General features: G+C 60.7%; 7 protein-coding genes. 3 read left to right on the forward strand and 4 right to left on the reverse strand.

Translation table 11 applies throughout. The features are described from left to right. Positions 1-22 precede the first annotated feature (22 nt). Entirely contained in the window at positions 23-1,114 is a 1,092-nt protein-coding gene (locus Q3Y64_RS19020; protein WP_303564435.1) for an ABC transporter ATP-binding protein, read from the reverse strand. A gap of 258 nt (positions 1,115-1,372) precedes the next feature. Here Q3Y64_RS19020 and Q3Y64_RS19025 point away from each other — a divergent pair, with 258 nt between their 5' ends. Then, positions 1,373-2,764, forward strand: coding sequence for an amidase (locus tag Q3Y64_RS19025; protein WP_303564438.1), 1,392 nt, complete (start codon positions 1,373-1,375; stop codon positions 2,762-2,764). A 422-nt stretch (positions 2,765-3,186) separates the two neighbouring features. On the opposite strand, the gene Q3Y64_RS19030 is transcribed toward Q3Y64_RS19025, so the two are convergent. Together Q3Y64_RS19030 and aspA are read right to left on the reverse strand one after the other, a co-directional pair. Further along, entirely contained in the window at positions 3,187-5,475 is a 2,289-nt protein-coding gene (locus Q3Y64_RS19030) for an NADP-dependent malic enzyme (protein WP_303564441.1), read from the reverse strand. A gap of 70 nt (positions 5,476-5,545) precedes the next feature. Continuing rightward, positions 5,546-6,967, reverse strand: coding sequence for an aspartate ammonia-lyase (aspA, locus tag Q3Y64_RS19035; RefSeq protein WP_303564444.1), 1,422 nt, complete (start codon positions 6,965-6,967; stop codon positions 5,546-5,548). 77 nt (positions 6,968-7,044) lie between these two features. Between aspA and Q3Y64_RS19040 the strand changes: the two genes are divergently transcribed. Together Q3Y64_RS19040 and Q3Y64_RS19045 are read left to right on the forward strand one after the other, a co-directional pair. After that, a complete protein-coding gene (locus tag Q3Y64_RS19040; protein WP_256376415.1) occupies positions 7,045-7,179 on the forward strand; it encodes a hypothetical protein in 135 nt (44 codons plus the stop codon). Continuing rightward, positions 7,160-8,071, forward strand: a complete 912-nt coding sequence (locus Q3Y64_RS19045; protein ID WP_303564447.1) for a LysR family transcriptional regulator — start codon at positions 7,160-7,162, stop codon at positions 8,069-8,071. Before Q3Y64_RS19040 ends, Q3Y64_RS19045 begins: the two co-directional genes overlap by 20 nt. A gap of 196 nt (positions 8,072-8,267) precedes the next feature. On the opposite strand, the gene Q3Y64_RS19050 is transcribed toward Q3Y64_RS19045, so the two are convergent. Continuing rightward, on the reverse strand, positions 8,268-13,958 hold a 5,691-nt coding region (locus Q3Y64_RS19050), incomplete at its 5' end, for a tandem-95 repeat protein (RefSeq protein WP_303564450.1).

The raw sequence follows: 13,958 nt of genomic DNA on the forward strand, positions 1-13,958 counted from the left end.
CCTTTCGGGTCAGGCTTGGTGTTCAGGTGTGGGCTGGGAAAACCTGGATGGATGTGGCCGCGAGCGGACTCACGCTGATGCGTGTGCCAGTGGCGCGGGGTTCGAGGCCAGGCAGGCGTGGCTCCGAGGTCTTGATGCGCAGGCCGTCGTCGGTGACGACCTCGTGCACGATGGTGGGACCGAGCGGCATACCCAGTTCGACTGTGGCAGGCATGCCAATGCCATCATTTCCTAAGCGCAGACTCTCCGGGCGGATGCAGGCAATCACCGCACTGCCTTCACTCAAGGTTTCGCGGGGTGCGGCACAACGCAGGCGCTGACCGTTGGCGAGCTGCACTTCGCATTCGCTTGCTGACACTGAAGCCAAAGAGCCATGTAGCTGGTTGGCGCTGCCGACGAATTGATTGACGAAGAGGCTTTGCGGGCTGTCGTAGATTTCGGATGGCGTGCCGAACTGCTCCAGCTTGCCGCGATTGAGCACGGCCACGCGGTCAGACATCGACAGGGCTTCTTCCTGATCATGCGTGACCATGATGCAGGTGGTGCCAGACTGACGCTGGATGCGCTTGATCTCGATCTGCATATCGAGACGCAGGCTCTTGTCGAGCGCGGCAAAGGGCTCGTCCAGCAGCAGGATGCGCGGCTCCACCGCCAGCGCACGTGCCAGCGCCACGCGTTGTTGCTGGCCGCCCGACAGTGCGCGCGGCAGGCGGTCTGCAAGATGAGCCATCTGCACCAGCTCCAGCATTTCGCCGCAGCGCTTTTTCTGAGCGGCACGGTCTTCGCCGCGCGCGGCCAGACCGTAGGCGATGTTTTCCGCCACGCTCATGTGCGGGAACAATGCGTAGTTCTGGAACACGATGCCGACCGCGCGCTTGTTTGGTGGCAAATCATCAATCGGCCGGCCGCCCACAATGACGCGGCCCGAGGTCTGCTGGATGAAGCCCCCGATGATGCGCAGCAAGGTCGTCTTGCCGCAGCCTGAAGGGCCGAGCAGCGAGACCAGCTCGCCGGCGGCAATTTCAAGCGTCACATGATCGACGGCGACCGAGCTGCCGTATTGGTGAAGGATGTCGTCCAGCGTGATGCTGAAACCGTGGCCAGGAGTGCTCATGCTCGGGTACGAAAATTGAGTGATATGTGTTTATTAGCAAGTGCAATGCCAGTTTATTTTTTGCTTTTGATGAACAGTTTTTTGTTGAAAATTTTTTCATAAAAACAATCACTTATAGGTTTTTCTTGATGTCTTTAGAGTCGTAATTTCACAATGTTGTACACAATTTATTTAACTAAATATTGCACTAAATTCGGGCCTGAAACCGGTGTTCTGGACGTCTTTGGTGCGTGCTTGTAAGAGTTCGGGAGTGAGCAAATGCAGATCGAATGGATGAAGGCGCGCGATATCGCCCGCTTGGTTCGAGGGGGCGAAATGAGCGCGCAAGCGATCGCTGCGGCGGTGTGTGATCAGGTCGAGCGCGAGAATCCGGCGCTCAATGCGCTGATTTACTTTGACCGTGCAGCCGTTCTGGCCGAAGCGGCGGAGGTGGATGCGAGGCTGGCGGCGGGCGAAGACCTGCCACTGGCGGGTGTGCCCTTCACGACGAAGGACAATCTGTGGGTGGGCGACCTGCCGGCCACGTTCGGCTCACGCTTGTTCAAGGATTTCGTGGCGCCGCGCGATTCCTGGTGCGTGGCGCGCCTGCGCGCACTGGGCGGCGTGATGCTGGGCATTACCAACTGTGCCGAGTTCGCCTGCATGGGTATCACCAATAATATGCTGCATGGCGTGACACGCAATCCGCTGGATTTGAACCGCACGCCCGGAGGTTCATCAGGCGGCGCCGTGGCAGCGGTGGCGGCAGGCATGGGGCCGCTGGCGCTGGCCACCGATGCGGGTGGTTCGACGCGGCGCCCCGCTGCCCACACCGGACTGGTCGGCTTCAAGCCTACTCTTGGCGCGGTGCCCAACCCCTGGGGCTTTGACGACCCTAGTCACATGCTGTCGGTGATCGGTCAGGTCGGGCGCGATGTGGAAGACGTGGCATTGATGTTTGACGCGCTGGCCGATTTTGACGCACGTGATCCGCTCTCGCAGCCTGACTTTGCGAAATTGCGCGCGATGCCCACGCTGAAGGCGCCGCTGCCAAGGCTGCGCATCGCGTTCTCGCTGGACCTGGGCTGTGACTTTGCGATTGACGACGACGTTGCGGCAGCCATGCGCGCTTCAGTCGAACGCTTGCGCGCAGCCGGCTGGCAGATCGACGAAGCAAGCCCGGAATGGCCGGCTTCGGCACGCGAGTACCCTTTGCTGGTCTTGCAGCAGGCAGAGCTGGCGGCGATGTTCAGTGAGGCGCTGGTAACTGCGCCGGAAGATATTTATCCCAACATTGCAGACCAGATCCGTCTAGGCCAGCAGGTGACCGGCTCGCAACTGGCGGTTGTGTTGATGCTGCGCGACAAGCTCGCTCAGGCGTTGGCGGGCTTTTTCGAGAAGTATGATCTTTTGTTGTGTCCGACCTCACCGGTCGAAGCCTGGCCGGTCGAGCTTTTCGGCCCGCCCGTGATTGGCGGCCGTCCGGCCGGCCCGCGCGGGCATGCCGCCTATACACCGCTGTTCAACTATTGCAACGTACCGGCGGTGTCGATTCCGTGTGGTAAAGGTCGCCAGGGCTTGCCGGTTGGCCTGCAAATAGTAGGACCACGGTATGCCGATGCGCTGGTTTTGGCTGCAGCATGGCAAATAGAAAAAACTTGGCACGCGTGAAGCCGCTGTTGCAGAGTAGGGTCCAACACCGGTCATTCCTATGGACAACACACGCTCTATCCTTTTGTCCCTAGCATCGGACGTCCTTGTCAGCCGATGCTGCTGCTCAACGCAGCGAGGTTCGCAACGCAAAGGCCTCTGCAAAGCCAAGCCAGAACGGCAGAAATGGTCTTCCTTCGGAACTGGGGTTCAGGCTGCATCTGAAGATAGTTGGCTGAGCGCACGAAGCGGTCGCTCTGGCCGACGATTCGGGTAGCGGAGTTTGGCGAGTCGCGTTGGTGAAGTCGTAGCGCGCCAGATTGGCTCGTAGCTCTTCGGTGCGGCAGCGCATGCGGGGGACACCGCATTTGTGCCGGATGCGACAAATGAAAACGGACTGTATCCCGTGGTGGAATACAGTCCGTCTGACGTTCATGGCGTGATCAGGCTTGCCGGGCGTCCTGGCGGCTGGCGGCCTCCAGTGAGGCCAGCGCGCTCATGTTGACGATGCGGCGCACCGTGGCGACCGGGGTCAGTACGTGCGCCGGCAGTGCGGTGCCCAGCAAGATTGGGCCAACGGTGAGGCCGTGGCCGGAGGTGGCTTTCAGCACATTGAAGGTGATGTTGGCGGCATCCAGGTTGGGCATTACCAGAAGGTTGGCTTCGCGCGTCAGCGTCGCCTGGGGATGATTGCTGGTGAGGATTTCGTACGAGAGCGCGGCGTCGCCATGCATTTCGCCATCGATTTCGAAGTCAGGATCCCTGGCGCGCAACAAGGTCAGGGCTTCGCGCATCTTGTGCGCGCTGGGTGAGTCATCACTGCCGAAGTTGGAGTGTGATAGCAGCGCGGCGTGCGGCGCGAGGCCGAAGCGGCGGATCTCGCGGGCGGCCAACAGGGTCATCTCGGCCAGTTGTTCGGCGCTGGGGTCGTGGTTGACGTAGGTGTCGCATATGAACAGGTTGCGCTCGGGCAACATCAAGAGATTGAGTGCTGCCAGTGTGTTCACGCCCTGGCAGCGACCGATCACGCGAGTCACCACGTCGAGGTGGCGGCGGTAGCTGCCGGTGGTTCCGCATAGCAAGGCATCCGCTTCGCCACGCTTGACCAGCATGGCTGCCAGTACGCTGGCATTCTGGCGCACAGCCAGCTGAGCTGCCTCACGGCTGACGCCTTCGCGCCAGCCCAGCGCGTAGTACGCGTCGGCGATTGCGGGCAGACGGGCGTCATTCTCGGGGTCGACCAGTTCGAAATCACGGCCTGCTGCCAGACGCAGACCGAAGCTCTGGATGCGCTCCGCGATCACGCTGGAGCGGCCAATCAGTATCGGGCGGGCCAGACCTTCGTCGACCACGATCTGCAGTGCACGCAGCACGCGCTCGTCCTCACCTTCCGCGTAGACCACGCGTTGTGGACGCTTCTGTGCGGCATCGAATACTGGTTGCATGACTGAGCTGCTGTGATAGACAAAGCGCGACAGGCTGGCACGATAGGCATCCATATCGGCGAGCGGACGGCGCGCCACGCCACTATCCATGGCGGCTTGTGCGACGGCGGGTGCCACCGCCACGATGAGGCGCGGATCGAAAGGTTTGGGGATCAGATATTCCCGGCCAAAACGCAGTCCTCGAGCGCCATAAGCCTTGGCCACCACATCAGGAATCTCGGCATGCGCCAGTGCGGCGAGGGCGCGCACTGCTGCGAGCTTCATGGCTTCGTTGATGGTTGTGGCACCTACATCCAGCGCGCCCCGGAAAATGAAGGGGAAACACAGCACGTTGTTGATCTGGTTCGGGTAGTCCGAACGCCCTGTACCGACGATGGCATCCGGCCGTGCTTCAAGCGCTAGTTCGGGCAAAATCTCAGGTGAAGGGTTGGCCATGGCAAAGATCAGCGGATTGGCCGCCATGCGTTTGACCATGTCCTGGGTCAGTACGTTGGCTGCCGAGAGGCCGAGAAAGATGTCCGCGCCATCAATGATTTCGGACAGTGTGCGTGCCGAGGTCTCTTGCGCGTAGCGCGCCTTGTTGTCGTCCATGCACTGTGTGCGGCCCGCATAGACAACGCCATACAGATCAGTGATCCAAACGTTCTCGCGGCGTATGCCCAGGCTTACCGCCAGATCCAGGCAGGCCAGAGCCGCAGCACCGGCGCCACAGGTGACCATCTTGATCTGGCCAATATCCTTGCCCACTAGTCGCAGGCCGTTGAGGATGGCGGCCGCTGCGACGATGGCGGTGCCATGCTGGTCATCGTGAAACACTGGGATGCTCATGCGCTCGCGCAGCTTCTGCTCGATGTAGAAGCACTCTGGCGCCTTGATGTCTTCCAGATTGATGCCTCCAAAAGTCGGCTCCATGCGGGCGATGGTGTCGATCAGTGCATCCGGGTCGTTTTCGGCCAGCTCGATATCAAATACATCGATGCCCGCGAATTTCTTGAACAGGCAGGCCTTGCCTTCCATCACCGGCTTGCCGGCCAGTGGGCCAATGTTGCCCAGGCCCAGCACTGCCGTGCCGTTGGTGATTACCGCTACCAGATTGCTGCGCGAGGTCAGCGTGTCGGCGGCCGTTGCGTCGGCAACGATGGCGTTACAGGCTTCGGCGACGCCCGGCGAGTAGGCCAGTGCCAGGTCACGCTGGGTCAGCATGGGCTTGGTCGGCGTGACCGAGATCTTGCCGGGCTGGGGGAAGCGGTGATAGTCGAGTGCGTCCTGCTTGAAGTTTTCGCTCATGATGAATGGGGGCCTAGTGTCGTTTTGTCGTGAAGGAAGAAAGTGGAAAACACCGCAGGACAGGCCGCGATCATCGGCTGAGGCTGATGGGCTGACGCGGGCGGGTCAGCACATCGGGCTGGAGAATTTCGTCGAGCTGGCTCTTGCTGAGCAGGCCGTGCTGCAACACAAGCTCGTAGACACTGCCACCTGTGAGCAGGGCTTCCTGAGCAATCCGGGTCGCATTTTCGTAGCCGATATAGGGGTTCAGTGCGGTTACCAGCCCAATCGAGTTTTCAACGCTGCGGCGTAGTGCCTCGCGGTTGACGGTGATGCCGCGCACGCAGCGCTCGGCAAGGGTCAGGCAGCCGGCGCGCAGGTGCGTCACGCTCTTGAAGAGGCTGTGAGCGATGATCGGTTCGAAGGCGTTGAGCTGCAATTGGCCGGCTTCGGCTGCGAAGCTGATGGTGAGATCGTTGCCGATCACCTCGAAGGCGATCTGGTTCACCACTTCCGGAATCACCGGATTGACCTTGCCCGGCATGATCGAGGAGCCCGCCTGCATCGGTGGCAGGTTGATTTCGCCGAGACCGGCACGCGGACCGGAGGAGAGCAGGCGCAGATCGTTGCAGACTTTGGAGAGCTTTACTGCGACGCGCTTGAGCACGCCCGAGAGCTGTACGAAGGCACCGCAGTCCTGTGTGGCTTCGACAAGGTTCGGTGCAGTCAGTACCGGGATGCCGGTGATTTCGGCCAGACGTTGGCGGACAAGCGCGGCGTAGTCGGGGTGGGCATTGATGCCTGTGCCGATCGCTGTGGCGCCCAGATTGATTTCGCAGATCAGCAGTGATGCTTCGCGAAGACGGGCAATGTCTTCGCCGAGCATCTCTTCATACGTGGAGAACTCCTGGCCGACAGTCATCGGCACCGCGTCCTGCAACTGGGTGCGGCCCATCTTGAGCACGTCGGCGAACTCGCGGGCCTTGTCACCGAAGGCATCGCGTAGAACCTGCATGGCTGCGATGAGGCTTTGTACGCCCATGTAGCCGGCCAGCTTGAGCGCTGTGGGATACACGTCATTGGTGCTTTGACCCATATTGACGTGTTCGTTGGGGTGTAGCTGGCTGTACTCGCCCTTGTTGAAACCGTGGATCTCCAGTGCGCGATTGGCGATTACTTCGTTGGCATTCATGTTGGTTGAAGTGCCGGCGCCGCCCTGGATGACGTCTACCACGAACTGCTTGTGCAGGGCTCCCGAGCGGATCTCTTCGCAGGCGCTGATGATGGCGTCGGCGCGAGGCTTGTCGAGCAGGCCTAGGTCGTGGTTGGTAAGGGCTGCAGCCTGCTTGATGGCGGCCAGGGCGTGAATGAGTTCGGGATAGACCGAGATCGGTGTGCCGGTGATGGGAAAATTCTCGATCGCCCGCAGGGTATGCACGCCGTAGTAGGCGTCAGCGGGAACGTCGCGATTGCCGAGCAGATCGTGCTCACTGCGGGTTTGAATCGGATTCATCTTGTTCTGCCTGCTATTGGGGTATTGGAATCCTAGGCAGGAAGTTGGCGCTTAGCGTGACTTAATGCAAAACTCGCATGAAAGCGCGCACAATCCGTATCGTGTTCAACTTTTCGGCAGGCTTCGAGCGTGCCTTGCCGTCTGCTCAGATCGTCGGCAGTGCGGTATGCGTGACGTGTCGCCGCAACTGCAATGCAGATACGATGGATTGAAGACTTCCTGACGCTGGCGGATGCGCGGGCTTTCTCCAAGGCGGCCGAAAATCGCAATGTTTCGCAGCCGACCCTGAGCCGTCATGTGCAGGCGCTGGAAGACTGGCTCGGCGTCCAACTCATCGACCGCCGCGAGCACGGCGTGCAGCTCACGACGGCCGGACGGATCTTCCGTGGCTTTGCGGCGGACATGCTCAAGCGCACCTACGAAATGCGTACCGTGCTGCGTGGGCAGGTGCCGAGCAAGGGCGATACCGTGCGTTTTTCGGTGGCTCACACACTCTCTCTGACCTACTTCCCGCGCTGGCTGCGGAGTGTCAAGGAGAGGCTCGACAGTAATGTGATCACGCGTGTTGGCGCGGTCAATATCCCTGAGGGCGTTGCTGCGTTGATCGAAGGCGCCAGTGATCTGTTGATCATCTACCATCACCCTCAGTTGCCGATCCTGCTGGATCCAAAGCGATTCTCCTATCTCCCCTTGGGAACTGATCGCCTCCTGCCTTTCTCCGCCCCACGCGAAGATGGTGGCCCCCTGTTTTCGCTGAACAAGGCCACATTCAGCGCTATTCCCTTCCTGGCTTATGCACCAGGAAGCTATCTCGCTCACGCGGTCGAAATGATCCTGCTCGGCGCGCCGGAGCGTATCCCGCTGGAGCGCAACTTCGATACCCACATGGCCGAGGCGCTCAAGGCCATGATCGTTGAAGGACATGGCCTGGGCTGGTTGCCGGAGAGCTGTGTGACCCATGAGCTTGCCGAGAAACAACTGGCTGTCGCCGGTTCGCAGCAATGGAGTTGTCCGCTGGAAGTGCGCCTCTATCGCGCCAATGACAATGGTAGCCAGATGGCCGAGCGGATCTGGAATCTGCTGCAACAGGAAGCGCAAAAATAGTCTCTCAGCGTGTTTTGCTGATGCGTTGGTGATGTGGTGTAAGCAGATAGCTCTGACCAGAGAAATACATGCAAGTGACGCTTACGAATCGACATAGATGTGCACCTGCTGCGCAAAAAAAAAGCGCCTTCCCTTGCCGGGTGGCGCTTTTAAAAGAGTTGTGTGATCCGCCCGTTGGTGGGCGGGTTCAGCCGCGTCAGTCGACGATCAGGCGGTTGTTCTTGAGCATGTCCTGAATCACGGCATTGTCACTGAGCAAGCTGGCAGTGCCGTCGTTGAGCAGATTCACGCCTTGAAGCACGATGGTCTGGTCCTCCTTGGTCGCATCGTAAGTGCCGCTCGTAAAGCCGCCAGTGCTGCTGATATGAACCACGGTGTTGCCATTCGAAACCTCAAAGTGCAGGTAGTTGCTCAGGTTGCCTGGGTCAACGCCGAGGTGGCTTTCGCCGCTGAGCAGATCGCGCAGATCGAGCACATCACCATCTGCCTTGCTGAAGTCGGTGACCAGATCCGTGGTGCTGGAGAGGCCGATGCCGGCCGCCACGCCATACACATTGCCGTCAAGCGCAGCCGTGGTGCCGGAAGCACTAGCCTGATCATTCAGTGACCAGGCGAACACGTCGGCACCCAAGTCACCGCGCATCACGTCGTTGCCCGCGCCACCTTCGAGACGGTCGTTACCTTCTCCGCCACGCAGTGCGTCGCTGCCGCTGCCTCCGACCAGATAATCGTCCCCCACTCCGCCATAGAGAAGATGGGTACCACTACCTGTGCCGATCAATGCGTCGTTGCCTGTGCCACCATTGGCAAGATCACCATAGGCCTTGTGGGTGGCGTCTGCGACGGTGAGCAGACCGTTGCTGTCGGTCATGCTGGCATCTGCCGTCGTCATGAAAGCAGAGGCAGCGAGCTCAGTCTGAGTCGCTGTGCCGCTGGCGTCTCCTGTGCGGACCACATCGTGACCCGCGCCGGCCTCGATGTAGTCATTGCCTGCCAGACTCTGAATCAGGTCTGCCGCACTGGTACCGCTCAGCGAGTCTGCGCCTGTGGTGCCGCTGATCGTTGAGGACGTCGAGTAACTGTCGCTTGCTCCATTGATCGTGATCGTCAGCGTGCTGGTACTGGTGAGACCTTCCGTATCGGCGATGGTGTAAGTGATGGAGTCGGTCAGTGTCTGGCTAGTGTTGAGGGCGTTTACGCGTGCGTCGTCGTTGTTCAGCGTGTAGGTGTAGCTGCCATCCGCGTTAATGTGGAAGTAGCCATACAGGCTGGCGACATCCGCGCCTAGCAGGGCTGACTGCCGGTTAACAGCTGTGACGGTGATGGCGTCGCCGTCCGGATCGCTGTCATTGCTCATGACATTGCCGCTCACCACATAGCTGCCCGAATCCTCGACCACGCTGGCGGTGTCGTTAGCCGAGACCGGCGCATCCTGAACGGGGGCTACCGGAATGGTCAGGGTGGTGGAGTTGGTCGCCAGTTCGCCGGTGGCGTTTTCCTTGCTGGTCAGCGTTAGCTCAAGACTGTAGTTGCCAGAGAAATTGAGTGGCGGCGTGATCTTGAGCGTGCTGAGGTTCCAGCTGGTGATGTTGACCGAGGTATTACCGCTGGTAGCGGTGAAAGTATTGGTGCCATCGGTCAGCACGGTGCCAACAAGCAGGTCGGTGGCGACCAGGCTGACCATCGATTCCGAACCATCGCTGTCGGAAAGCGAGATCGTGATCGGCGAGATGGAGATGGCCGTGTCTTCAACGCCGCTGTTGCTGACCGGATAGTAGCCGGCGGTCGAGCTGCCGACGACCGCATCGTGAACGCCTCCCGCGGCCTCGACCGCTGCCAGTGAGCTGTAGATGAGGAAGTTGCTGCTGGTGAGCTCCAGTGCGGTGCCGCCATCAACCGAGAGGTAGGGCTTGAAGGCGCCAATGCTGTTGCCGTTATAGACCGCCCAGTCGATGGTGTAGTAACCGCTAACGGTGACGGTGTAACTGGTCGCGGTGATGTTGCCCCAGCTGTTGTATTGCTTGGCCATCAGCACCGTGCCCCCCACCACCAGCAGCGCGGTGTCATCCATGTAGGAGCTGAAGGTGTAGGTGTGACCCGCCTCCAGGTAGATGAGACCGGTGATCCGTGTCGCGCCGTCGGTGGGGATGCCGCTCGGATCGCTGTTGGTGTTGGCGGTGTAGTTCTGAGGCGTAGTGGAGATCGTGGTCGAGCTCGCCGTGTTTGCGTCGAGCAGGGTCAGCAGGCTTTGCACTTCGGCAAGCGTGTCCACCGTGGCGGTGGAGATGTTGCCGATGCTCGTGTACTGGCGCACGGTCAGACCATCGCTAGCCGGCGGTGTAACGATCAGCGTGGAGCCATCGATGACGGATACACCGCCCACCGTGAGCTTGGCGTCGTCGGCAACCGGGGTGATGTCGATGGTGACGGTGCCGGTCGCACTGCTGGTCGTCGTGCCGTCGTACCCCTTGAAGGTGAAGGACGCATAATCGTTCTTCATGTTGCCGGTGCCTGAGGCGCCGTAGATATCCGCACCCGATTCGTTGCTGTCCGGCACGAAGCGGAAGTAGCCGGAGTCGATGTCACTCTTCGAGATGTTCTGCCCGGCGGTGACCGAGACCCAGGCGCTTCCGTTGTAGTACTGCAGCGTGCCGTCGCTAGGCAGGGTGCTGACCTGCACATACAGGGTATTCGACGTATCCACATCCGAGATGCCGAACTGCGACCAGGAGAAAACATAGGACGTGTCTTCGGTGCCGGTCACCGCGACGCTGGTCGCACTGATTACCGGCGCATCGTTGGCGCCCGTGATGGTGATGGTGAGCGTGGAGGTGTCCGTGCCGGTGGAGTAGGTCTCTCGGTAGACAATGGTTTCGGTAATGCTCTGGCCCGCGGCGAGGTATTGCACTGCCGAATTGTTCACGGTGTAGGTGTAGGCGCCGGTCGAGGTGATCGTGAGCGTGCCGTAGTTGGTGCTGAAAGCCGTACCGACGGTTTGCGTCACCCCTTCGAAGCTCACCAGTGAGACCGACTTCGTGTTGCCCTGGTCATTGGTCAGCACATTTCCGGTCAATGAGGTCGTCGCATCCTCGGTGAGTGTGCCGGCGTCAGGGTCGGCATTGCCGGTGGTCGAGGTCTCGGCGATCGTGATTGTCGTGACATCGGTGTCGGTCAGCGAGCCGTCGCTGCTGGTCATGGTCAGATCTGCAGTGCCGGTCGTGCTGGCAGACGTGGTGCTGAACTTCAAGCCGTTTCCGGCCGCGTTCGTGCCGGTTGTCAGCGCCAGGTAGGTGTTGATGGCAGTGAGGGTTCCTGTCAGCGTCAGGGTCTGGACACCGCCCGTTGTGGAGGTGCTGGAAGTGACGCCGGAGGCGGTCGAGCCGGTGGCGGCCAGTGTCCCATAGGCCGTGCTGACCTTGAAGGTCACCGTGATCGTCGAGGTGCCCGCATCCACGTCGGTGACAGACATTCCCCCCAGTGAGATGTAGGTCGTGCCCGTGGTCGGTGCCGAGGTCGAGAAAGTCTTGACCGTGTTCACCGGCGCGTCGTTCACCGGCGTGATGCCGAGCGAAAGCGTGGAGGAGGCCGACGTAGAGCCATCTTCCAGTACCGAATAGGTAGCTGTCGGAACGGAGCCGTTGTAGTTGCTTGCCGGTGTGAAGGTGTAAGCACCGTTGCTGCCGATCCTGAGGCTGCCTACGCCAGTGATCGTGGCTGTGGCGCCGGCTGAATAGGTCGTGCCGTTCCAGGTAAAGCTGCCGACGGTGAGCGCGCTGTCTACATCAGTGTCGTTGCTCAGCACATTGCCACTGACCGCCGTGTCTTCATTGGTGGTCGCGCTGTCCGCCGTCAGCACTGCAGCATCGTTGACCGGTGTGATCGTGATGGTCCGTGTGTCGACGTCGGTCAGTGCTGCGCCACCGGTGTTGCCATTGTCATTGGTGGTCATGGTCAGCGTGACCGCTGCCGTGGCGTTGCTGGCTGGGGTGAAGACCGGCATGGAGCTGCTGCTGGCCAGATAGGCGTTCAGACTGCTCAGAGTGCCCGTGAGCGTGAGTGCTGAAGTGCCGCTGCCGCTGATGGTGACGCCGGAGCCGGAGGTGGCAGCGAGGCTGCCGCTGGAGACGTTCAGGGTCACACTCATGCTGCCTGAGGCGGCATCAACGTCCGCGACAGATAGACCACTCAGCTTGAGGGCCGTGTCTTCGACGGTGCTGTAGGACGTGGCAAGGCTGTTCACCGGCGCGTCATTGACGGGCGTAACGGTAATGCTGACCGAATCGTTGTCCGTGAGTGTGCCGCCGCTGCCAGTATTTCCGCCGTCACTCGTGCTCATGGCGAGCGTGTCTGTGCCATTGAAATTGCTGTTGGGCACGTAATTCACGCTGGCGGCCAAGGTCGCATTGATCTGCGCCACCGTGCCGGTGAGGGTCACGATGCTGCTGCCGCTGCCGGCAATGCTTGCGCCGCCGCCGCTGACATTCAGGACGCCGTTGTTCACGACTAGCGTGACTGTTAGCGTGCCGGTGCCGGCATCCACATCGCTGATCGAGAGGCCGGTCAGGGCTTTGCTTGTGTCTTCCAGCGTAGTGAAGGAGGCCGGCATCGTGTTCACCGGCGCATCATTGACAGCAGCAACCGTGACATTGACGGTAGCCGTCTCGCTCACGCCGCCGGAGGTGACGGTGTAGGTGAAGGAAGCCGCGCCGTTGTAGTTGGCTGTCGGCGTGAAGTCCAGCGTGCCATCGGCCTTGAGGGTCACCGAACCATTGGTGACGGCGACCGAGCCACCCACCGCAATGGCGCTGCCATTGATGGCGGTGATGGTGTGGCCACTGTTCTCGAAGCTGTCGTTGCTATTGACGTTGATATTGACCAGCGTGTCTTCGTTGGTCGTCACCGTGTCATTGGCAATATCCGTCACCGGATTGACGGTGATGGCAATGCTGTCGGTATCGGAGAGCGTGCCGTCCGAAGTGACGACGGTGACTGTATCCGTGCCGTTGTAGTCGGCGGTGTTGGTGTAGCTCAGGCCGGCCAGAGCAGCGTTGATCTGAGCCGCTGTGCCCACCAGGGTGACCGTACCGGTCCCGTTGTTGGTGATAGTCGCACCGCCGCCGGTGGTGACCGACAGCGTGCCGTGGAGCACCGAAACCGTGGTGGTCAGCGAGGACGAATCCACATCGGCCACCGACACGCCGGTGATGGCTTTGGCAGTGTCTTCGGTGACGGTCTGCGCGCCGGCCACGGTATTGACCGGCGTGTCATTGACTGCAGCAACCGTGACATTGACGGTAGCCGTCTCGCTCACACCGCCGGAGGTGACGGTGTAGGTGAAGGAAGCCGCGCCGTTGTAGTTGGCTGTCGGCGTGAAGTCCAGCGTGCCATCGGCCTTGAGGGTCACCGAACCATTGGTGACGGCGACCGAGCCACCCACCGCAATGGCGCTGCCATTGATGGCGGTGATGGTGTGGCCGCTGTTCTCGAAGCTGTCGTTGCTATTGACGTTGATATTGACCAGCGTGTCTTCGTTGGTCGTCACCGTGTCATTGGCAATATCCGCCACCGGATTGACGGTGATGGCAATGCTGTCGGTATCGGAGAGCGTGCCGTCCGAAGTGACGACGGTGACTGTATCCGTGCCGTTGTAATCCGCGGTGTTGGTGTAGCTCAGGCCGGCAAGTGCAGCGTTGATCTGGGCAGCCGTTCCCACCAGCGTGACCGTACCGGTCCCGTTGTTGGTGATAGTCGCACCGCCGCCAGTGGTGACCGACAGCGTGCCGTGGAGCACCGAAACCGTGGTGGTCAGAGAGGACGAATCCACATCGGCCACCGACACGCCGGTGATGGCTTTGGCAGTGTCTTCGGTGACGGTCTGCGCGCCGGC

It is taken from the genome of Uliginosibacterium sp. 31-12, from assembly GCF_030548425.1.
Classification (GTDB): Bacteria; Pseudomonadota; Gammaproteobacteria; order Burkholderiales; family Rhodocyclaceae; genus Uliginosibacterium; species Uliginosibacterium aquaticum.

Bases quoted from the DNA above. Each gene is read 5' to 3' on its own strand.
- Q3Y64_RS19020 (WP_303564435.1), bottom strand. From the start codon at position 1,114: ATGAGCACTCCTGGCCACGGTTTCAGCATCACGCTGGACGACATCCTT.
- Q3Y64_RS19025 (WP_303564438.1), top strand. From the start codon at position 1,373: ATGCAGATCGAATGGATGAAGGCGCGCGATATCGCCCGCTTGGTTCGA.
- Q3Y64_RS19030 (WP_303564441.1), bottom strand. From the start codon at position 5,475: ATGAGCGAAAACTTCAAGCAGGACGCACTCGACTATCACCGCTTCCCC.
- aspA (WP_303564444.1), bottom strand. From the start codon at position 6,967: ATGAATCCGATTCAAACCCGCAGTGAGCACGATCTGCTCGGCAATCGC.
- Q3Y64_RS19040 (WP_256376415.1), top strand. From the start codon at position 7,045: ATGAAAGCGCGCACAATCCGTATCGTGTTCAACTTTTCGGCAGGCTTC.
- Q3Y64_RS19045 (WP_303564447.1), top strand. From the start codon at position 7,160: ATGCAGATACGATGGATTGAAGACTTCCTGACGCTGGCGGATGCGCGG.